At 71.3% G+C, this 19,387-nt stretch carries 18 protein-coding genes; 4 read left to right on the forward strand and 14 right to left on the reverse strand.

All coding sequences use genetic code 11. From position 1 onward, the window contains the following. Positions 1 to 19: 19 nt before the first annotated feature. Both ACWGKJ_RS11550 and ACWGKJ_RS11555 read right to left on the reverse strand, forming a co-directional pair. Entirely contained in the window at positions 20 to 1,339 is a 1,320-nt protein-coding gene (locus ACWGKJ_RS11550) for an MFS transporter (RefSeq protein WP_385026149.1), read from the reverse strand. Between the two features lie 124 nt (positions 1,340 to 1,463). Next, a complete protein-coding gene (locus ACWGKJ_RS11555) occupies positions 1,464 to 2,747 on the reverse strand; it encodes a hydroxyacid-oxoacid transhydrogenase (RefSeq protein ID WP_385026146.1) in 1,284 nt (427 codons plus the stop codon). A gap of 295 nt (positions 2,748 to 3,042) precedes the next feature. Here ACWGKJ_RS11555 and ACWGKJ_RS11560 point away from each other — a divergent pair, with 295 nt between their 5' ends. The 3 genes from ACWGKJ_RS11560 (at position 3,043) to ACWGKJ_RS11570 (ending at position 5,028) form a co-directional block, all read left to right on the forward strand. Next, positions 3,043 to 3,891: an IclR family transcriptional regulator gene (locus ACWGKJ_RS11560; RefSeq protein ID WP_385026143.1), complete on the forward strand. Its 849-nt coding sequence runs from the start codon at positions 3,043 to 3,045 to the stop codon at positions 3,889 to 3,891. A 135-nt stretch (positions 3,892 to 4,026) separates the two neighbouring features. Next, complete coding sequence (locus tag ACWGKJ_RS11565) at positions 4,027 to 4,377, forward strand: DUF779 domain-containing protein (RefSeq protein ID WP_385026140.1); 351 nt, start codon at positions 4,027 to 4,029, stop codon at positions 4,375 to 4,377. A 138-nt stretch (positions 4,378 to 4,515) separates the two neighbouring features. Further along, positions 4,516 to 5,028, forward strand: a complete 513-nt coding sequence (locus ACWGKJ_RS11570) for a GNAT family N-acetyltransferase (protein ID WP_385026137.1) — start codon at positions 4,516 to 4,518, stop codon at positions 5,026 to 5,028. 26 nt (positions 5,029 to 5,054) lie between these two features. Here ACWGKJ_RS11570 and ACWGKJ_RS11575 read toward each other — a convergent pair whose 3' ends face one another. The 4 genes from ACWGKJ_RS11575 to ACWGKJ_RS11590 all read right to left on the reverse strand — a co-directional run bounded on the left by ACWGKJ_RS11575 (position 5,055) and on the right by ACWGKJ_RS11590 (position 8,648). Further along, positions 5,055 to 5,249, reverse strand: coding sequence for a hypothetical protein (locus ACWGKJ_RS11575; RefSeq protein WP_164261242.1), 195 nt, complete (start codon positions 5,247 to 5,249; stop codon positions 5,055 to 5,057). A gap of 128 nt (positions 5,250 to 5,377) precedes the next feature. After that, a complete protein-coding gene (locus ACWGKJ_RS11580; protein WP_385026134.1) occupies positions 5,378 to 6,469 on the reverse strand; it encodes an acyl-CoA dehydrogenase family protein in 1,092 nt (363 codons plus the stop codon). Further along, positions 6,466 to 7,683: an acyl-CoA dehydrogenase family protein gene (locus tag ACWGKJ_RS11585; RefSeq protein WP_385026131.1), complete on the reverse strand. Its 1,218-nt coding sequence runs from the start codon at positions 7,681 to 7,683 to the stop codon at positions 6,466 to 6,468. The genes ACWGKJ_RS11580 and ACWGKJ_RS11585 overlap by 4 nt, the downstream gene beginning before the upstream one ends. Further along, positions 7,680 to 8,648 carry an NADPH:quinone oxidoreductase family protein gene (locus ACWGKJ_RS11590; protein ID WP_385026128.1) on the reverse strand — a complete coding sequence of 323 codons (969 nt, stop codon included), beginning with the start codon at positions 8,646 to 8,648 and terminating at the stop codon, positions 7,680 to 7,682. Before ACWGKJ_RS11590 ends, ACWGKJ_RS11585 begins: the two co-directional genes overlap by 4 nt. Before the next feature lie 142 nt (positions 8,649 to 8,790). On the opposite strand from ACWGKJ_RS11590, the gene ACWGKJ_RS11595 reads away from it, so the two are divergent. Then, a complete protein-coding gene (locus ACWGKJ_RS11595) occupies positions 8,791 to 9,678 on the forward strand; it encodes an SDR family oxidoreductase (RefSeq protein ID WP_385026125.1) in 888 nt (295 codons plus the stop codon). A 49-nt stretch (positions 9,679 to 9,727) separates the two neighbouring features. Here the strand turns inward: ACWGKJ_RS11595 and ACWGKJ_RS11600 are convergent, their stop codons facing one another. The 8 genes from ACWGKJ_RS11600 to ACWGKJ_RS11635 form a co-directional block, all read right to left on the reverse strand. Further along, positions 9,728 to 10,561: an enoyl-CoA hydratase/isomerase family protein gene (locus tag ACWGKJ_RS11600; protein WP_385026122.1), complete on the reverse strand. Its 834-nt coding sequence runs from the start codon at positions 10,559 to 10,561 to the stop codon at positions 9,728 to 9,730. 92 nt (positions 10,562 to 10,653) lie between these two features. Then, positions 10,654 to 11,388 (reverse strand): PIG-L deacetylase family protein, encoded by a 735-nt coding sequence (locus ACWGKJ_RS11605; RefSeq protein WP_385026119.1) that lies wholly within the window; start codon positions 11,386 to 11,388, stop codon positions 10,654 to 10,656. 66 nt (positions 11,389 to 11,454) lie between these two features. Then, positions 11,455 to 12,753 (reverse strand): alpha/beta fold hydrolase, encoded by a 1,299-nt coding sequence (locus tag ACWGKJ_RS11610; protein ID WP_385026116.1) that lies wholly within the window; start codon positions 12,751 to 12,753, stop codon positions 11,455 to 11,457. A 127-nt stretch (positions 12,754 to 12,880) separates the two neighbouring features. Further along, the gene (locus ACWGKJ_RS11615; protein WP_385026113.1) at positions 12,881 to 14,305 is read right to left on the reverse strand and encodes an arabinose isomerase; all 1,425 of its coding nucleotides are present in this window, start codon (positions 14,303 to 14,305) and stop codon (positions 12,881 to 12,883) included. A gap of 75 nt (positions 14,306 to 14,380) precedes the next feature. Beyond that, positions 14,381 to 15,463, reverse strand: a complete 1,083-nt coding sequence (gene rhaS / locus ACWGKJ_RS11620; RefSeq protein ID WP_385026110.1) for a rhamnose ABC transporter substrate-binding protein — start codon at positions 15,461 to 15,463, stop codon at positions 14,381 to 14,383. Beyond that, complete coding sequence (locus tag ACWGKJ_RS11625; protein WP_385026107.1) at positions 15,460 to 16,473, reverse strand: ABC transporter permease; 1,014 nt, start codon at positions 16,471 to 16,473, stop codon at positions 15,460 to 15,462. The genes rhaS and ACWGKJ_RS11625 overlap by 4 nt, the downstream gene beginning before the upstream one ends. After that, on the reverse strand, positions 16,470 to 17,495 hold the full coding sequence (locus ACWGKJ_RS11630; RefSeq protein WP_385026104.1) for an ABC transporter permease: 1,026 nt from the start codon (positions 17,493 to 17,495) through the stop codon (positions 16,470 to 16,472). The genes ACWGKJ_RS11625 and ACWGKJ_RS11630 overlap by 4 nt, the downstream gene beginning before the upstream one ends. Further along, a complete protein-coding gene (locus ACWGKJ_RS11635) occupies positions 17,492 to 19,027 on the reverse strand; it encodes a sugar ABC transporter ATP-binding protein (protein ID WP_385026101.1) in 1,536 nt (511 codons plus the stop codon). Before ACWGKJ_RS11635 ends, ACWGKJ_RS11630 begins: the two co-directional genes overlap by 4 nt. Positions 19,028 to 19,387 lie beyond the last annotated feature (360 nt).

Genomic DNA, 19,387 nt, shown 5'->3' on the forward strand with positions numbered 1-19,387 from the left:
CTCCCCCGTACCTCGGGGTTCAGCTCTGCAGCACCGGAACCGGCTGCGGTGTCCGCGCGCCGATCCTGCGGCGCAGTACGGCGATGAGGACGACGGAGACCAGGCTGAGCACGGACATCGCCACGATGTAGACGGACATGAGCCAGGGGCGGCCGCCGCCGGTCGCGAGCAGGCTGGTGAGGATCATCGGGGTGAGGCCGCTCGCGAAGATCCCGGAGACCTGGTAGACGCAGGAGACGCCGCTGTAGCGGACGTTGGCCGGGAAGAGTTCGGCGTACAGCGCCGCCTGCGGGCCGTACATCGCTCCGTAGAACAGACCGAGTGTCACGACCAGCGTGCCTCCGATGACCAGTGCGGACCCGCTGTCGAAGAGGGCGAACGCCGGGAAGGCGGAGAGGCCGAAGAGCACGGTTCCGAGCCCGAAGATCCGCAGTCTTCCGTACCGGTCGGAGATCGCGCCCCACAACGGGATCATGGGGATGCAGACGGCGGCGCCGACCATCACGCCGATCAGTGCGTGGGTCCTCGACACATCGAGTTCGGTGGTGGTGTACGCGATGGCGAAGACGCCCCAGGTGTTGAAGGCGATCCCCTCGGCCATCCGGGTGCCCATGCCGAGCAGCAGGTTGAGCTTCGAGGTGCGCAGCAGCTCCACGATCGGGATACGGGCCCGGTCCTCCTTCTCCTGGACGGCCTTGAAGGCGGGCGTCTCGTAGACCTGGAGCCGGATGTAGAGCCCGATGATGACGAGCGCGCCGCTGAGCAGGAAGGCGATGCGCCAGCCCCAGTCGAGGAACTGTGCGCTGGACAGGGAGCTGGAGAGCAGGGCGTACACCCCGGTCCCGAGCATGAGGCCGGCGGGGACACCGATCTGCGGCCAGCTCCCGTAGTAGCCCTTACGGCCCTCGGGGGCGTGTTCGACGGACATCAGGACCGCGCCGCCCCACTCACCTCCGACCCCGACGCCCTGGACGATACGGAGCAGGATCAGCAGGACGGGGGCCCAGACGCCGATGCTGTCGTAGGTGGGGAGCAGGCCGATGAGGAAGGTGCCCGCGCCCATGATGAACATGGTGACGACGAGGGCGGTCTTGCGGCCCACCCGGTCGCCGAAGTGGCCGAAGACCACTCCGCCGAGGGGGCGTGCGACGAAGCCGATGGCGAAGGTCGCGAAGGCCAGGAGTGTGCCGACGAGACTGTCGAACCTGGGGAAGAAGAGTTTGTCGAAGACGATGCCGGCGGCCGTTCCGTACAGGAAGAAGTCGTACCACTCGATCGTCGTGCCGATGGCGCCGGCGAGGGCGACCTTGCTGATCGGCGTCTGCGCTGGTGCGGGCATGGGGGATGCCTCCGGGTCGTGGGCGCAGGGGGCGGTGTGCCAGAGGCACCGGGGCCGCGACCGGGACCCGCCCGTCTCCGCCCGGGGTGGGCGGAGGCTGGGCGCGGTCCCGGCCGCGCGCCGTTCACCAGTTGCGGAGGGACTCGCGGAAGATCTGCTCCGCGGCCTCGTTGGTCAACGGGCGCGGAACCACGCTCAGTTGACGGGACTGCTTCATCGTGCCCGAGACGAGCTCGCCGAGCTGGGCCTCCGAGTAGCCGAAGGCGCTGATGCCGTTGGGCATGCCGATGTCACGGAGGAGTTCGCGCAGCACGCGCGGCAGGGCTTCGGCGCCCTCGTCCGGGTCGACGGGCCGCCCGCCGATCAGTTCGGCGGCGCGCAGATGGCGCTGCGGATTCGACGGATAGGTGAAGCGGAAGGCGGCCATGGCGGTGGAGGCGACGGCCTGGCCGTGCGGCACCATCGGCATCTCCGGGTAGCCGTCGGCGCGGTAGTTCTCGACGGCACCGGCGATGGGGTAGGCGTTGGCGTGCGGGATGTGGGTGCCCGCGTTGCCGAAGCCCATGCCGGTGACGGCCGATGCGTAGGCCATGCCGTAGCGGGCGGAGAGGTCGTTCCCGTTCATCACGGCCCGGCGCAGATGCGTGCCCACCAGCTCCATGGCCTTCTCGCACCAGACGTCGCTGATCGGGTTGGCGCCGCAGAACGCCGCGCGGGCCTTGGCGCTGGGGAAGGCGGGCCGGGCGTCGAAGGAGAGCGCGGTGTAGCTCTCGGCTGCGTGGGTGAGGACGTCCATGCCGCTGGCCGCCGTCACGGCGGCGGGGACGGTCATGCTGGTCAGCGGGTCGACGACGGCGAGCGCCGGGCGCAGCCGGGGATGGCTGATGCCCGCTTTGAGACGCAGGTCGAGGAGGTCGACGACGCAGATGGTGGTGGCCTCGGAGCCGGTGCCCGAGGTGGTGGGCACCGCGATCAGGGGTTTGACCGGCAGCTCGGGGACCTTGCCGCCGCCGATCGGCGCGGCGATGTAGTCCATGAGCGTGCCCGGCTGGGTGGTGAGCAGGTTGACCGCCTTGGCGGTGTCCATGGAGGAGCCGCCACCGACCGCGACGTAGCCGTCCCACGACCCCGACCTGGCGAAGTCGACGGCTTCCCCGATGCTCACATCGGTCGGTTCGACGGCGACGCCGTCGAAGATCTGGGCATCGAGTCCCGCGGCCTTCACCGCGTGGGCGACCCGGTCGGGGACACCGGTCGCGGCGACACCGGGGTCGGTGATGATCAGGACGTTGGTCACGCCGAGTGCCTGCAGGTCCTCGCCGATCTCGGCGATGGCACCGGGTCCGAACTTCAGCGGGGGCGCGGCCCAGGTGAAGACGGACTCGGTGGGATTCTCGAAACTGGGCATGGGGTCTCCTGGCGTATGGGGACGTTCCGGCGGGGTGCGGGGGCCGCTGTCCGCCGGTGGATCCGGGGCCTGGGAAAATTTTTGGAAGCGCATCCACATTGTGGAGTGCCGTCACGCTAGGACGTCCCCACACGGCCGGTCAATGCCCATGACAGGAAAAAACTCCGGCCCGGCTCCCGCTCCGTCCGCCCCTCCACCACGCCCACCAGCACCGACGGGACACCCGCAACGCCACGCCTGCGGCACCGGTAGGCTGATCGGAAATCGTGGTCAGAGCCGAAAGGACCGACACCAGGTGGCTGCCGGCACTCCTCCCGGACGACGGGACCCGGCCGAACGCTCGGCCAAGACGACCGACGCGCGCGCGGGCACCCAGGCCATCGACCGGGCGATGGCGGTCCTGCGGCTGCTCATCGAGGCGGAGGGCGATGTCCAGGTCACCGAGATCATCCAGCGCCTCGGGCTGACCCCGGGCACCGCCCACCGGGTGGTGGGGGCCCTGGCGGCCGAGGGGTTCCTCAGCCGCAATCCCGCGACGGACGGTTACTACCTGGGCAGTACGGCCATCCTGCTGGGCCAGGCCGCCCAACGCGCCCTGGGCACCGACCGGGCCCTTCCGCTGCTCCGGCAACTCAACGCGGAGACCAACGAGTCGGTGAACCTCGCGGTGCGGGACGGCGAGGAGTCTGTCGTCGTGATGCGCGTCCCCTCACCGCTGCCGCTCCGCTTCGAGCAGCACCCAGGCGCCCACTTCCCCCTGTACTCCACGGCGTCGGGCAAGGCACTGATGAGTTTCGCCGAGAACGCCGCCGAGTACCTCGGATCGCTCCCCGCCGAACTGCGCGCCGTCACCCCGCACACCATCCGGACTCCGGAGCGGTTCGCCGAGGAACTGGAACTCACCAGGGAGCGCGGTTACAGCATCGACAACGAGGAGAACGTGGAGGGCGTGCGCTGTGTCGGCGCCCCGGTGCTGGACTCCCGTGGCTACGCGCACGCCGCCGTGGTGGTCCAGGTGCCGTCGGTACGGCTGCCGGACAGCCGGATCCGTGAACTCGCCCCGCGCGTCGTGGAGATCGCGTCCGAGGTGGCCCGTGTCGTACCCTCCGACCGCACCATGCAGCCCGCCCGGGGAACGTACTGATACTGACGGACCCGGCCCCCGCCCGCCCCATGCAACCTCCTCGCAACGTTGCACGGGTTTGACTGGGCGGAGCCGGGCCGCTCAGGGGCCACCGCGGCCGGGGAGAACCGGTCGGTCGAGAACCGGGAGAGTGTGATGTCCGAAGCCCCGCGGGTGGAGTTCACCCCCGCCGCAGCCGATCTGATCCGCAGACTGCGCGGGCTCCACGGTCCGTTGATGTTCCATCAGTCGGGCGGCTGCTGCGACGGCAGCGCCCCCATGTGCTACCAGGCCGGGGAGTTCCGTACCGGAGGCTCGGACATCCTGCTGGAGTCGCTCGCCGTGGACGGTGTGGCCGAGCCGGTGCCGTTCTGGATCTCGGCGAGCCAGCAGGAGGTGTGGGCGCACACCCGGCTGATCCTCGACGTCGTGGAGGGGCGCGGCAGCGGCTTCTCGCTGGAGGCCCCGGAGGGCGTCAGATTCCTCATCCGCTCCCGGCTGATCTGAGCGGCGCACCGGATGCGCGGTGGCCACCGCCCCAGCTCCTGAGAAGGTCCGGGAGGCCCCTGTCCGGGAGGCCCCTGGTGGGCCCCTGGTGGAATTCTCCTTGTACAGGGACGGCCGCCGGTCCGTAGGCTGCCGCGCATGGTGACGCTGGAGCGGCTGCGGGCCGGACATGAGCAGGCCCTGCTGGCCTTCGAACGGGAGAACCGGGCGTACTTCACGCGGTTCATATCGGACCGCGGCGACGCGTACTTCGCCGGATTCGCCGCCGAGCTACGGGCCCGGCTCGCCGAACAGGACGCCGGCGTGTGCCACTTCCATGTCGTCGTGGACGACGACGGCGGGCTGGCAGGCCGCGTCAATCTCATGGATGTCACGGACGGGGCCGCCGTACTCGGCTACCGGATCGGCGAGCGCGCCGCGGGCCGCGGCGTGGCGACAGCCGCGGTCGGCGAGGTGTGCCGCCTCGCTGCCGGTCCGTACGGGCTCTCCGCACTCACCGCGGTCGTCACTCTCGACAACCCGGCATCGAGGGCCGTGCTCCGGCACAACGGGTTCACCACGGCCGGGGACGCCAGAATCGGTGAACGCCCCGCCACCCGCTACCGGCGCCGCCTCACGCCGCCGGGCGGGAGTCTCCTGCCGTCGGACTGATCCGTGACGAGAATCCGGCGGAGCCGTCAGGGCTTGATGTTGGCGACCATGTCCGCGGTGCCCGTGACCCCTTGCTGGATGGTCGGGGCGAGGCTGGTGCTGGCCAGCGTGAAACCGAGAAGAGCACAGACGATCGCATGCGAGAGCTTGAGCCCGCCGCCACGAAGGAAGATCGCGGCGAGGACCACGAGCAGCAGCACAAGTGAGATCGAGATGGCCATGGTCGTCCCTCCTCCGCCACACCGGATATGCGGCATTCGGCCGTAAGTGTGGCGGAGGGGACCCCGGTTTCGGGCGTAAGACCTGTACGCCGTACGGGTGTTGACTCGCTGTAACGGTCGGGCTCCGGCTACCGCGGTCCCGGCAGACCGACCAGGTGCGCCAGCGCCTCGCGGTGCGCCCCGGCCGAACCGAACGCCACCGCATCGGACTTGGCGCGCTTGAGGTAGAGGTGTGCGGGGTGTTCCCACGTCATGCCGATACCGCCGTGCAGTTGGACGCACTCCTCGGCCGCGTGTACGGCAACCCGGCTGCAGTACGCCTGCGCGACCGAGACGGCGAGCGCCGTCTCGGGGCTGTCCGTGGCGAGGGCGTCCGCCGCGTTGCGGGCGGCGGCGCGGGCCGAGACGACCTCCAGCCAGAGCTGTGCCATCCGGTGCTTGAGCGCCTGGAATCCGCCGACGGGCCGGTTGAACTGATGGCGCTCGCGCGTGTACCGGACGGTCTCCTCCAGACACCACTCGGCGAGCCCCAGTTGCTCCGATGCGAGCAGCCCGGCCCCGGCGAGCAGACCCCGGTCGAGCGCGGCCCGTGAATCCTCCGCACCGGCCAGGAGATTGCCCTGCGCCCCGTCGAGCGTGACGGTGGCCAGGGGACGGGTGAGGTCGAGCGGGATCAGCGGCTCGACGGTGACACCGGGGTCCCGCGCCCCGACCGCGTACAGACCGTCGGCCGTGGGTACGAGCAGCACCTGCGCCGCTGCCGCGTCGGCGACCGCGCTCACCGTGCCGGTCAGGCCCGGAAGCTGGGGCACCGAGCCGGGCGCGGTGGTCAGCGGCGCGGTGAGAACCGCGATGCACTCTCCGGAGGCGAGCGTGGCCAGCAGTCCGGCCGCCGCGCCGTCGGGCGTGGCGAGCCGGATCAGGACCTCGGTCGCCACGACGGAACTGGTCAGATACGGCACCGGTGCGACGCTGCGCCCCAGCTCCTCAAGGACCACCGCCGCCTCCCGGTGCGTGGCCCCCTGACCGCCGAGCTTCTCGGGTACGAGCAGTCCCGCCAGCCCCATCTCCGCCGCCAGAGAGGGCCAGAGGCGAAGGTCGCCCGGCGTTCCGGACTCCACAGCGGCCAGCAGCTGGGGCGCCCCGCAGCGGTCGGCGAGCAGCGAGCGGACGGCCGAGCGCAGGTCGTCCTCGGTCTCGGAGTACAGGAGGTCGGTCATCGGGCCAGGTCCTTCCAGGCGGCGTCCTTGTCGTTGCGCGGTTCGGAAGGCAGCCCGAGTACCCGCTCGGCGACGATGTTGAGCAGCACCTCGCTGGTACCGCCCTCGATGGAATTCCCCTTGGACCGCAGATAGCGGTAACCGGCGTCGCGCCCGGTGAAGTCGACCAGTTCGGGGCGGCGCATGGTCCAGTCGCTGTACAACAGCCCCTCATCGCCGAGTAGTTCGACTTCGAGACCGCTGATCTCCTGGTTGAGGCGGGCGAAGGTGAGCTTCATCCCGGAGCCCTCGGGTCCTGGCTGGCCTGCGACGAGCTGCTGGCGGAGCCGCTCGCCGGTGAGGCGGGCGACCTCGGCCTCCACCCAGAGGGTGAGAAGACGCTGGTGGAGATCGTGGGTGCGCAGTTCGGGGCGCTCGCGCCAGGTCCTGCTGACAGGGCCGATCATGCCGCCCTCGCGCGGGATGCGGGAGCCGCCGATGGAGACCCGCTCGTTCATGAGGGTGGTCTGGGCGACCTTCCAGCCGTCGCCCACCGGTCCGAGCCGGTGTGCGTCGGGGATCCGTACCTCTGTCAGGAACACCTCGTTGAACTCGGCCTCGCCGGTGATCTGGCGCAGCGGCCGCACCTCGACGCCCGGATCGGTCATGTCGCAGATGAAGTAGCTGATCCCCCGGTGTTTGGGCACGTCCGGGTCGGTGCGGGCGATGAGGATGGCCCAGCGGGCGAGATGCGCGCTGGAGGTCCACACCTTCTGACCGGTGACGGTCCAGTGGTCGCCGTCGCGCACGGCGCGCGTCGCCAGGGCCGCGAGGTCGGACCCGGCTCCCGGCTCGCTGAAGAGCTGGCACCACACCTCGTCACCGACCCAGAGGGGGCGCAGGAAGCGGCGCTTCTGCTCGTCCGTGCCGTAGCGCAGGATCGTCGGGGCGGCCATGCCGAGGCCGATGCCGATCCGGCGCGGGTCGTTGTCGGGCGCCCCGGCGGCCTCCAGTTCGGCGTCCACGACGGACTGCAGCGAGCGCGGTGCGCCGAGACCGCCGAGACCGACGGGATAGTGCACCCAGGCGAGTCCGGCGTCGAAGCGGGCGCGCAGGAAGCCGGTGCGGCCGGTGGTCTCCGGCGGGTGGGCCTCAAGGAGTTCGCGGGTGCGCAGGCGCAGCGCTTCGGCGTCCGGCTGCGGGGCGGTCTCCCGCGGTGTGCCGTGCTCGGTCATCGGGCGGCCCCTTCCGGGACGATCACGACGCGGCCGGTGGTGACGCCGTCGGCGACGCGTTGGACCGCGGCCGCCGCGTCCTTGAGCGCGACCCGTTCGGAGACCAGCGGTTTGACGGTTCCCTCAGCGGCGAGCGCGGTCAGTTCGGCGTGGCAGCGGCCGATCGACGCGGGGTCCTTCTGTGCGTAAAGGCCCCAGTGCAGGCCCAGGATCGTGTAGTTCTTCACCAGGGCGTGGTTGAGCGCGGCGGTGGGGATGACTCCGCTGGCGAACCCGACGACCACGATCCGGCCCTCGAAGGCCACACACTTCACGGACTTGGCGTAGGCGTCGCCGCCGACCGGGTCGTAGACGACGTCCGCGCCCCTGCCCCCGGTGAACTCCTTGACCTTGGCGACGATGTCGTCGGCACGCCGGTCGATGACCAGGTCGCAGCCCAGCTCCGCGGCGATGCGGGCTTTCTCCGGGCCGCCGGCCACGCCGATGACGGTGGCTCCCGCGGCCTTGCCCAGCTGCACGGCCGCGCTGCCGACACCACCCGCAGCGGCGTGCACGAGGAGTGTCTCACCGCTCCGCAGATGGGCACGGCGGTGCAGGCCGAACCAGCCTGTCTGGTAGCCGATGTGCAGCGCGGCCGCCTCGGCATCGTCCAGCGCGGGCGGCGCCGGGAGCACGGCGGCCTCGTCGACCACGACGTACTCGGCGAAACCGCCGTGCGGCAGCTCCGGGTTGGCGATCACCCTGCGCCCGTCGGCGGTCTCGCCGCAGATCTCGACACCGGGGGTGAAGGGCAGCGGCGGGCGCACCTGGTACTGGCCCCGGCAGAGCAGCGCGTCGGGAAAGTTGATGTTGGCCGCGAGCACCTTCAGCTTCAGCCGGCCGGGACCCGCCTGCGGCTCCGCCACCTCGTCGAGGCGCATGACCTCGCCGGGCTCGCCGTTCTCGTGTACTTGCCATGCCTGCATCAGGGGCCTCCACACACCGTAGGCTGTACTGCGCTCAGCGCATACTAAGCGGTCGCTTGCCTCGCTGTGAACCGTCCCCGCCGACCGGTTCCGCGCCGCCGGGACTCTGGAGGTTTCAGGCCGTACGGGGTATCGATGCCTCATGACGGACGACAGGCATCCGGGACTGCCCGCCCCTCCCCCGCCCGGCGCGAGCGCACTTCCTCCGGGCACCTACGAGGGGTGCACGGTCATGGTGACGGGTGGTGGTTCGGGGCTGGGGAAAGCCATGGCCGCCGAGTTCGCGCGGCTCGGCGCCTCGCTCGTCGTCGTCGGACGGGACGCGGAGCGGCTGGAGCGGGCGCGCGAGGAGCTGGGCGGGCTGGGCGGGACCGTGGTGAGCGCCGTGTGCGACATCCGGCAGCCGGAGCAGGTGGCCAGGGCGTTCGACACGGCGGGTGCGGCTGCAGGGCTCCCGGCCGTCCTGGTCAACAGCGCGGCGGCCAACTTCCCCGTACCCGCCGAGGACATGTCCCCGAACGCCTGGCGCGCGGTGCTCGACACCACGCTCACCGGCACCTGGTTCATGACGCGCGAGTTCGGCCGCAGGCACCTGGCGGCGCGTACCGGCGGATCGGTGATCAATGTGGGTGCTTCGTACGCCTGGACCGGCGGCCCCGGATTCGCGCACTCCGCCGCCGCGAAGGCGGGGGTGAAGAACCTGGTCGAGACTCTCGCGGTCGAGTGGGGGCCGTACGGCATCCAGGTGAACGGCCTGGTACCCGGGCTCTTCCCGCACGCCGACCTGCCGGGGGCGATCAGCGGGCAGCTGGACCGCGCCCACGACAAGGCGGCACGCCAGCCGGCCCTGCGGGTCGGGCAGCCGCATGAACTGGGCTGGGCGGCGACCTTCCTGGCCTCGCCGTACGCCCGCTTCATCTCGGGTCACACGCTGGTCGTGGACGGCGCGAACTGGCAGCGGCGCGGGCTGGTCGGCGCCCCGGTGGTGACCGTGCGCGATCAGCTCGGACGGGATCCGTTCACCCCGTGAGGCGTCGGGCGAACGGCCGGGCGCCGCTCCGGACGACGGCGGTGTGACGTCAGCGGCCTTCGAAGCCGGGCCGCCGGCGGGCCGCTCCCGCCGCGTACCCCTCCCGGACGTCGTCGGAGGTCAGCGTGAGAGCGGCCGACATGGCGGTACGGTCCAGCGCGGCCGCCAGACCCGCGTCCGCGAACGCGTCGATGTCGCGTTTCACCGCGCGGACCGCGAGCGGCGCGTTGGCCGCGATCTCGGCCGCCACCTCCCGCGCGGTGGCCTCCAGCCGGTCCTGCTCCACCACCAGCTGGACCAGTCCGAGACGTTCGGCCGTATGGACGTCGATACGGCGCCCGGTCAGCGCCAGATACTTGGCCCAGCCCGACCCGGCCTCCCTGGCGATCCGCAGATCTCCGCCCGCGTCGACGGCGACCCCCAGCCGCGCCTCGGGGAGCGCGAACACCGCGTCGTCGGCCGCGACCCTGATGTCCGCGAGCAGGGCCAGCTCGAAGCCGAAGCCCAGGCAGTACCCCTGGACGGCGGCCACCACCGGCTGCGGAAGTCCCGCGAAGACGGCGAAACGCTCGTGCACCCAGCGGATCCCCTCGTAGTACCGGTGGGTCCGCTCGGCCGATGAGCGCCCGGTGATGGCGCCGCCGGGTGCCGTGACATCGATGCCCGCGCAGAAGGCCCGCCCGTCGGCGCGCAGCAGTACGGCCCGGACCTCCGGGTCGAACCGGATCCGGTCGGCCAGCAGTCCCAGCTGGCGGCTCGATTCCCAGCTCCAGCCGTTGAGCCGCTCGGGGCAGCAGAGCGTGAGGACGGCGACTCCGTCCTCGACCCGTAGGGTCAGCCGCTCCTCACCCTCCGGGATGTCCGTGCTCAGCGTGTCGATCATCCGCACCCCCATCGTCCGCACCCCCTGGCCGCTGCCCCGGACCGCGCCCGGAACACCTTTAGCTGACGACCCATCAGGTTAGGCGGTGCGATTCAGCGGGGGAAGAGCTCGAAGGTGACGGCCGGTCTGCCGCCGAAGCGTCCGGACGCAGCCGCGGCGTTCCCGGTGAGGAAGGTACGGCAGTACGTCTCCGGGTCCTCGTCGGTCAACGCCTCGATATAAGTGCGGTGTTCGAGCAGCGAACGCACCGAACGCTCCAGCCCGCCGGTCACGTCCACCGCGTGCGTCGGAGCGGAGGACCCGGCGACCGCCACCCAGCGCACTCCGTTCCACGGCTGGAGCCCCCGGGCAGCCAGCTCGGGGAAGATCCAGCGGTTTCCCGCGTCGCCCACCGCGTCGAGCACGGCCCGGCCGACCGCGACATGGTCCGGGGTGTTCCAGGCGACACCGCCCCAGGTGTCCCGGTGGTTGAGCGTGACGACCAGCTCGGGACGGTGCCGGCGGACGGCGGCCGTGATGTCCCTGCGCAGCGCCGGGCCGTACTCGATCACCCCGTCGTGGTGGTCGAGGAACTCGACCGACCCCACTCCCACGACCGCGGCGCTCGCCCGCTGCTCCCGCTCACGCAGCGGACCGCACCGCGCGGGCTCGATGCCGTCGATGCCCGCCTCGCCGCGGGTGGCGAGGAGATACGAGACCTCACGCCCCTCGTCCGTCCAGCCGGCGACAGCGGCCGCGCAGCCGTACTCCAGGTCGTCGGGGTGGGCGACGACGGCGAGGGCGCGGTCCCACCGGGCGGGCATGGGTTCCAGCTGCTGCTCGGTCATGTCCGCATGATCACCCGCCCGGTCACTCCCGGCAACGGCAGCTACGGCGGCTATGGCGGCAACGGCTCAGACCTCGCCCCGGACCAGCGCGAGCAGCCGGTCCAGCACCCGGGGCCCGCCGGCCCTCAGCCCGTCGTGCTCGAACTCGTCGGTGACCCAGGTGCGCAGCCCCCGGATGGAGCGCGCGGTACGCAGGGCCTGCTCCGTGTCGACGTACATGTCGTCGTGGTACACGGCCGCCGCGACCGGCACCTCGTTCGCGGCGAGCCGGGCCGGGTCGTACAGCTGGGGCCAGTCCGTACGGGCGGCGAGCAGGTGCGCGGTCTCGCGCAGCGGACGCAGGGCCGGGTCCACGTCGAAGTGCCAGGGGTGCACGGACTCGCCGGTGAAGGGCAGCGGTGCGTCGCCCGCGAGCGCCGCCCCGGCGTCGAAGGCCGGGAATTCGGCCCGTACCCGCTCCGCCGACCAGTCGGTGGGGCGGCCGCCCTGGCCGTAGATCGCCTCGTGCATCAGCGCGTACAGCGGGTGCGCGGCGAAGGAGAGCGCCGTGTGCACGCGTTCCTGGAAGGAGTCGGAGAGCCGCGGCCCCTGCGGGGTCTCCACGAAGGCGTCCTCCAGGAGGTAGTGCAGAGCGTGGCTGCCGTCGCCGCCGCCCAGTGCGATGCCCAGGGACTGGAAGGCCTCGACGGTGAGGGTGTAGCCGCTGTTCAGGACCGGCCGTTCGGCGCGCAGGAACGCGGCGATACGGCGGGCGGCCGCGACGTCCTGCGGATAGCGGGCGTAGTGCGCGGCCGTCTTGCGGGCGATCCGGGGGTACGCGGCCCGGTAGACGTCGTCGGCGTGCCCGTCGAGGGTTGGGAGGCCCCCGGTGATCAGCGCTGCGGCGAGCCCCTCGGGCGCGGCGGAGAGATAGCGGACCGCGCAGAATCCGCCGAAGCTCTGGCCCAGTACGGTCCAGGGTGCGCCGCCGGTGAGCCGTGGGCGGATCAGTTCGCAGTCCCGGACGATGGAGTCGGTCCGGAAGTGCGCGAGATAGCGGGCCTGCTCCTCGGGGCCGCCACGCAGCGGAAGGGTCTGGCGGTTGGCGGGCGTGGAGGATCCGGTGCCGCGCTGGTCGAGAAGGAGGACCCGGAACTCCCGCACGGCGCGGCCCAGCCAGGCCTGCTTCCCGTGGAACCGGTTCGCGCCGAATCCGGGGCCGCCCTGGAGGTAGACCAGCCACGGCAGGCTCGCGTCCGCCTTGTCGGAGGCGACGGCCTCGCGGGCGTACAGCTCGATCTGCTCCCCGTCCGGGCGTGTGTGGTCCAGGGGGACCTGGAACCGGTGGTCGGTGAGGACGAGGCCGGGCTGCTGGTAACGGGTCATCGGTGCTCCTGGTCGGACGTACGGCACCCTCATGATCCCCCATGCCGGTCGCGCCGGGCCGGGCGGTGGTCCCCCGCTGAGGTGCGGTCCGGGGCCGGACGGCCGCCTCCGCCCGTGCCTGCCCCCCTCAGACGGCGACCTCCACCAGTTCCGGGCCGCCCAGACCGGCCAGTGCGCGCAGGTCGGGCAGGAGCCGCCCGGTGGCGAGCGCCCAGTGGTGTCCGACACCGCTCGCGCTCCAGGTGTCGGTCCACTCCCCCGGGTCCACCCCGAAGTCGACCCGGGACGTGGTGTTGCCGATCCGCAGCCGGGGGCCGCCGACGACCTCGCCCTCGGCGGCGACGATCCGGTAGCGCCCGTCGCGGGTCTGTCCGAGTCCGACCAGGGTGACAGGACCGTGCCGGACGTCGAACTCGACGGAGACCCCCCAGCCGCGCTTGCCGTGGAACACTCCGAGTCCGCGCAGCAGCGGGCGCCCGTCGCTGATGGCGAGATGGCCTGGGCCGTCGTGGCCCATCTCGACCACACCCGCCCGGAAGTCGAGCGCCTGGAGTTCCGTGAAGGAGCCTCCCGCGCCGAGCCGGTCGGTGATCAGCATGGCCAGCGAGGTACGCAGTTCGTACTCGCCGCACACCGGGACCCCGCGTGCGGTCAGCAGCGAGGCGCCCAGGGTGAGCCCGGCGCCGAGCCGCTCGTGGATGTCCCCTCCGAGTCCGCGGTGGTAGTACGCGAGCGAGTCCAGGTCGAAGTCGGCGACCAGCCGGTCGAGACCTGCGGACACCCTGGCCGCCCAGACCAGATCGCCGGGCTCGACGGAACCGTCGATCTCGAAGAGCCGCCGTGTCTCCGCCAGCCTCGCCTCGGCCTCGGCTCCGTCCGCCTGCTCGACCCGGACCCGCAGGTCGTCGGTCTCCAGCACCTCGACATGCCCGCCGAGGCTGCCCGGGACCATGGTGAGGTCGGTGGACACGTCGTACATCCCCGGATAGAGGTGCCCGAGCAGTCCGTGCCGGCCCCGCCGCAGCACCGCCCGGACACCGGCCGCGCGGACCCAGCGGCCGATCCGCTCCCAGGCCCGCTCGTCCTCCAGATGACCGGAGACCGAGCGGAACTCCACTCCCACCCGCTCGAAGGTGCTGGCCATCTCGGGCAGCGGACAGGCACCGCAGTAGGCGAGCCAGTCCCCGGTGGTGAACGAGGCGTGGTCCATGGCCTCGGTGGGCTGGAGGTTGACCAGCAGCACGGGAGCGCCGCTGCGCTGGGCCACCGGGACCAGCATGGTGGCGGTCAGATACGTCGCGACGAAGCAGACGATCAGGTCGCATCCCGCGCCGCGCAGCCGCTCCGCCGCCTCGGCGCCCTCCTGCGCGTCGGAGATGAAACCGGTGTCCACCACCTCCGCGTCGAGCCCGCGCAGCCGCTCCGCCACCCGGGCCGCGGAGCGGCGCAACCCCGGGAGCAGCTCGGGGAACTGCGGCCAGTACGCGCCGAGTCCGCCCGCCACGAGCCCGACCCTGGGCCTGCGGGCGACGGCAGGTGTCCGTGCGCTCATGGTGTTCCGTGCTCCCGTCGTGTCAGGTATGCGCGGGGCCGCTGCCGTACCGCGTGCGAGCGGGCGTACGACCGCTCAGAAGTCGAACCGGTCGATGTTGGCCCTGTCGAAGACGGTGGGCGGGCCGAGAATGACCTCGCCGTCCTTGCCGACGGTGTAGTCGCCCAGGTCACCGGCTTTGAACTTCTCGCCCTCGGCCCCGGTGATCTGCCCGGAGGCGAGCGCGGCGGCGGCGTACGAGGCCAGCTTGCCGAGCTTCTTGGGGTCCCAGAGCGCGAACTGCGCGACGGTGCCGTCCTTGACGTACTTGCGCATCTGGTTGGGCGTGCCGAGCCCGTTCACCACGACCTTGCCCTTGTACGAGGAGGCGCTGATGTACCGGGCGGCCGCGGCGATGCCGACCGTGGTGGGCGAGATGATGCCCTTCAGCTTCGGGTACGCCTTGAGCAGCCCCTGCGTCTCCTGGAAGGACTTCTGGTCGTCGTCGTCCCCGTAGGCGACCTTCACCAGCTTCATCCGCTTGTACGCCGGCTTCTTCAGCTCGTCCTTCATGTACGAGATCCAGGTGTTCTGGTTCGTCGCGTTCTGGGTGGCCGAGAGGATCGCGATCTGGCCCTTGTGGTGCAGCTGCTCGGCGATGTGCTGGATCTGGGTGCGGCCGATCTGCTCCGAGCTCGCCTGGTTGATGAAGATCTGCCGGCAGTCCTTGGCGGTGTCCGAGTCGTAGGCGACGACCTTGATGTTCTGCTTCATCGCCTGCTTGAGCGGGCCGCACACCGCGTTGGGGTCGTTGGCGGCGATGAGGATGGCGTTCTGGCGCTGCTGGGTCAGAGTGTTGATGTACGAGACCTGGGACGACGCCTTGGCGTCGGACGGGCCGACCTCCTTGCCGCCACCGCCGAACTCCCCGGCGGCCGCGATGCCCGCGTTGTCGACGATCTGCTCGTAGGGGTTGTTGATCTGCTTCGGCAGGAAGGCCAGTTTGAGGCCCTTCTTCAGCGGGGCGTCCGGGTCGGCCTTCTGGCCGCTCGCGGCGGGTTTGTCGTCGTTCTTCACCGAGTCCTTGGTGGTGCCCGAGCAGCCCGCGAGAGCGAGGGAGCAGACCACGGCGGTGACGGCGAGCGCGCGGATGCGCGGTGGCGTGCTGCGGAGCTTCATGGTGTTGAGGGCCTCTCGATCGTTGCCTGGTCGGGGAGTTGGCCGGAGGTGGTGCGCCGTGCGGAGACCGCGCCGATGACGCGCGGGGTGAGGACGGACGCGATGAGCAGCAGGCCGGTGACGATCACCTGGACCTCGTTGGAGACGTCGTTGAGGGTGAGCAGATTGCCGAGCAGCCCGATCAGCAGCACCCCGGCGACCGCGCCGCCGAGGGTGCCCTTTCCGCCGTCGAAGTCGACCCCGCCCAGCAGCACCGAGGCGATGACGACGAGTTCGAGGCCGATGCCGTTGTCGGCGCGTGCGCTTCCGTACCGCAGCGTGTAGACGATCCCCGCGAAGGAGGCGACGAGCCCGGACACCGCGAACAGCGCGATCTTGACGCGCTTTACCCGGATGCCCGCGAAGTACGCCGCGTCCTCCTGGGCGCCGATGGCGAAGAGCGAGCGGCCGAAGCCGGTGCAGTGCAGCACCACGGCGGTGATGACGGCGAGCACGGCGAACAGGGCGACCGGGTACGGCACGAAGGTGCCGGGCACCGTGCGGGTATAGGCCGCCCACTTCGCGTACGTGTCGGGGAAGTCGGCGACGGCCTTGTCCCCCAGGACCACGGATGCCAGCCCCCGGTAGAGGGTGAGCGTCCCGATGGTCACCGCCAGCGAGGGCAGCCCGATCCGGGTGACCAGCCAGCCGTTGAGCACACCACCCGCCGCGCCCACCAGCAGGCAGACGGGCACGATCAGTTCGAACGTCCAGCCCGCGTCCCACAGGGCCCCGGCGAGCGCGCTGGAGAGCCCGAGCATCGAAGCGACCGAGAGGTCCACCTGACCGGCCACCACGAGCAGCGTCATCGGCAGGGCGATCAGGGCGATCTCCGCCGTGTCGTCGAGCGCCGACGAGAGGTTGGAGGTGTCCGCGAACCCCTCGGTGGTGCCCGCCCCCGCCAGAAAGACGGCGACCAGGAGCACAGTGACCACGGTGTCCCAGCGCACGTACCTGGTGAGCGTGCTCATCGCCTGCTCCTCTTCCGCAGGGCACTGGTGGTGCGTACCTGCACGACGCGGTCGGTGGTGATGGCCGCCAGCAGCAGGACGCCGGTGATGGCCTGCTGCCAGAAGGAGTCGACCTTCAGCACGACCAGGGCGCTGCCGATGGTGGTGAGCAGCAGCGCGCCGAGCGCCGCTCCCCAGACCGCGCCCGTGCCGCCGGTGATCGCGACCCCGCCGACGACGACGGCGCTGACCACGGTCAGCTCCCAGCCGTTTGCCGCGTCGGCGACGACGGTGCCGAAGCGGGCCAGCCAGAGCGCTCCGGCGAATCCGGCGACCGCGCCGGAGAAGGCGTACGCACCGAGGATCCGGCGGCGGACCGGGATGCCGGCGAGGCGGGCGGCCTCGGGGCTGGAGCCGATGGCGTACAGCTCACGTCCGCTGCGGTAGCTCCGCAGGTAGTACGCGGTCCCGGCGAGGACGGCGGCGGAGATCAGCGGCAGATAGGGGATGCCGAGGACGCTTCCGGTGCCGAGCGAGAGCACCCCGTCGGGGACGTTGACGGCGTTGATCTGCTCGCCGTGCGCCCAGGCGTGGTCGGCGCCCTGGACGACGTAGAGCATCCCGAGTGTGACGACCAGCGCCGGGACCCGTCCGAAGCTGACGAGTGCTCCGCTGACGAGGCCGCAGACCACGCCGAGACCGAGCCCCAGCAGGACGACGGTGAGAGCGCTGTGGTCGGTGCCGGAGACGAAGTGGCCGCAGGCGAAGGCGGTCAGACCGGTGACCGAGCCGACCGAGAGGTCGATGTTGCGGGTGATCACGACGACGGACTGGCCGACGGCGAGCAGGACCAGGATGGAGGAGTTGAGCAGCAGGTCCTTGATGCCCTGGTCGTCGAGGAAGCCGTGGTTGGCGAGCCAGGTACAGAGGATGAGCAGCACCAGCGCGCCGCCGATGCTCAGTTCCCGGGCCCGGAAGACGGTGTCGATGAGCGAGCGTGCGGAGTCCGGCGCGGGCAGCGGTTGATCGAGGGTGGTGGTCATGCCGCCGTCTCCTCGCTGCCGCCGCGTCCCGCCGCGGTGGCCATCACCGACTCCTCGGTGGCGTCGGTACGGGGCAGTTCGGCCACCAGCCGCCCTTCGCGCATGACCAGCACCCGGTCTGCCATGGCCAGGACCTCCGGCAGGTCGGACGAGACCATCAGGACGGCGAGCCCTTCGGCGGCGAGCCCGGAGAGCAGCCGGTGGACCTCGGCCTTGGTGCCCACGTCGATGCCCCGGGTGGGTTCGTCGACGATGAGGACACCGGGCTCGGTGGCGAGCCACTTGGCGAGGACGACCTTCTGCTGGTTGCCCCCGGACAGGACGCCGACGCTGTCGCCGAGCCTGCTGTACTTGAGCTGGAGCCGCACCGCCCAGTCCGCGGCCCGCGCGGTCTCCAGCGTCCGGCGGACCAGCCCCGCACGGCCGAGGCTGCCGAGTCCGGTGAGGCCGATGTTGCGCTCGATGGACATCTCCATGACGAGACCGCGCTGGCGCCGGTCCTCCGGGACGAGGGCGATCCCGGCGTCCATCGCCGCGGTGGGTGAACCGGGCGGCAGCTTCCGCCCGTCCACGGTCACCTCGCCCGCGTCCGCCCGGTCGACGCCGAAGACCGCCTGAACGACCTCGCTGCGCCCGGCGCCGACGAGACCCGCGAGTGCGACGATCTCGCCGCGGCGTACCTCGAAGCTGATGTCCCGGAAGACGCCCTCGCGGGTGAGTCTGCTGACGGACAGGGCCGTCGCGCCGAGTGCGGCCCGCTGTTTGGGGTAGAGCTCCCCGAGGTCACGGCCGACCATACGGCGTACGAGGTCGTCCTCGGTGAGCCCTTCGAGGGGTTCGGTGGCGACCAGCCGTCCGTCGCGCAGGATGGTGACGCGTCGGCAGAGCCGGAACATCTCCTCCAGCCGGTGCGAGATGAAGAGGACGGCGGCGCCCTCGGCGCGCAGCGCGTCCACGACCGCGAAGAGCCGGGCCGCCTCGCTCCCGGTGAGGGCCGCGGTCGGCTCGTCCATGATCAGGACACGGGCGTCGAAGGAGAGCGCCTTGGCGATCTCCACGATCTGCTGGTCCGCGATGGACAGGCCGCGGGCCGGCCGCGCGGGGTCGAGTGGCACACCGAGCCTGCGCATCAGCACGGCGGTCGCCTCGTGGACGGCCCTGCGGTCGATACGGTGCAGCGCGCGGCGCGGCTGACGGCCCATGAAGATGTTCTCGGCGATGGAGAGATCGGGGAAGAGCGTCGGCTCTTGGTAGATCACGGCGACACCCGCGTCGCGTGCGCCGGCCGGTCCGGAGAACTCGACGGGTTCGCCGTCAAGCAGGATCCGGCCGGAGTCGGTTCTGTGCACTCCGGCAAGGATCTTGATGAGGGTGGACTTGCCCGCCCCGTTCTCGCCCGCGAGGGCGTGGGCCTCGCCGGCGAACAGACGCAGGGAGACGTCCTGGAGGGCCCGAACCGCTCCGAAGGACTTGGAGACGTCCTCCAGTGCGAGCACGGGAGCAGGGCCCGCGTCCGGGTCGGACTGGGTCATGGAAGCTCCTCGGTGGCTGCGGGCATGCGATGCGAACTCATGAAAGGTTTCAACTCGGTTGCACGGAAGCTAGGGGCGCCGTTCACCCGGCGTCAATGGGCGTGCAGCAGAAAATTTCGCCCGGCCTGACACTCGGGGCAGCCACACAGTCCGCCCTGGACAAACAGATATGCCCTCGCAATAATGAAACGATTCACGCTCCTCGGAGGACTATGCGGAGGACTCTGCGGAGGCCGTCCGTCAGCCGCAGCCGCGGTTGCCGGTGGCGGTTGCCCGGCCCGGCGGTCGTCACCCGCACAGCGGCCGGCCCGCGCGGGTGCCGCCGGTGAGCGGGGTGCGGCTCCGGCGGTTAGCGTTGCT

The sequence above is a fragment of the Streptomyces sp. NPDC054757 genome, from assembly GCF_053612185.1.

Excerpts from the sequence above, each read along its gene's own strand:
- ACWGKJ_RS11550 (WP_385026149.1), bottom strand. The coding sequence starts at position 1,339 with ATGCCCGCACCAGCGCAGACGCCGATCAGCAAGGTCGCCCTCGCCGGC.
- ACWGKJ_RS11555 (WP_385026146.1), bottom strand. The coding sequence starts at position 2,747 with ATGCCCAGTTTCGAGAATCCCACCGAGTCCGTCTTCACCTGGGCCGCG.
- ACWGKJ_RS11565 (WP_385026140.1), top strand. The coding sequence starts at position 4,027 with ATGTCCGAAGCCCCGCGGGTGGAGTTCACCCCCGCCGCAGCCGATCTG.
- ACWGKJ_RS11570 (WP_385026137.1), top strand. The coding sequence starts at position 4,516 with ATGGTGACGCTGGAGCGGCTGCGGGCCGGACATGAGCAGGCCCTGCTG.
- ACWGKJ_RS11575 (WP_164261242.1), bottom strand. The coding sequence starts at position 5,249 with ATGGCCATCTCGATCTCACTTGTGCTGCTGCTCGTGGTCCTCGCCGCG.
- ACWGKJ_RS11580 (WP_385026134.1), bottom strand. The coding sequence starts at position 6,469 with ATGACCGACCTCCTGTACTCCGAGACCGAGGACGACCTGCGCTCGGCC.
- ACWGKJ_RS11585 (WP_385026131.1), bottom strand. The coding sequence starts at position 7,683 with ATGACCGAGCACGGCACACCGCGGGAGACCGCCCCGCAGCCGGACGCC.
- ACWGKJ_RS11590 (WP_385026128.1), bottom strand. The coding sequence starts at position 8,648 with ATGCAGGCATGGCAAGTACACGAGAACGGCGAGCCCGGCGAGGTCATG.
- ACWGKJ_RS11595 (WP_385026125.1), top strand. The coding sequence starts at position 8,791 with ATGACGGACGACAGGCATCCGGGACTGCCCGCCCCTCCCCCGCCCGGC.
- ACWGKJ_RS11600 (WP_385026122.1), bottom strand. The coding sequence starts at position 10,561 with ATGATCGACACGCTGAGCACGGACATCCCGGAGGGTGAGGAGCGGCTG.
- ACWGKJ_RS11605 (WP_385026119.1), bottom strand. The coding sequence starts at position 11,388 with ATGACCGAGCAGCAGCTGGAACCCATGCCCGCCCGGTGGGACCGCGCC.
- ACWGKJ_RS11610 (WP_385026116.1), bottom strand. The coding sequence starts at position 12,753 with ATGACCCGTTACCAGCAGCCCGGCCTCGTCCTCACCGACCACCGGTTC.
- ACWGKJ_RS11615 (WP_385026113.1), bottom strand. The coding sequence starts at position 14,305 with ATGAGCGCACGGACACCTGCCGTCGCCCGCAGGCCCAGGGTCGGGCTC.
- rhaS (WP_385026110.1), bottom strand. The coding sequence starts at position 15,463 with ATGAAGCTCCGCAGCACGCCACCGCGCATCCGCGCGCTCGCCGTCACC.
- ACWGKJ_RS11625 (WP_385026107.1), bottom strand. The coding sequence starts at position 16,473 with ATGAGCACGCTCACCAGGTACGTGCGCTGGGACACCGTGGTCACTGTG.
- ACWGKJ_RS11630 (WP_385026104.1), bottom strand. The coding sequence starts at position 17,495 with ATGACCACCACCCTCGATCAACCGCTGCCCGCGCCGGACTCCGCACGC.
- ACWGKJ_RS11635 (WP_385026101.1), bottom strand. The coding sequence starts at position 19,027 with ATGACCCAGTCCGACCCGGACGCGGGCCCTGCTCCCGTGCTCGCACTG.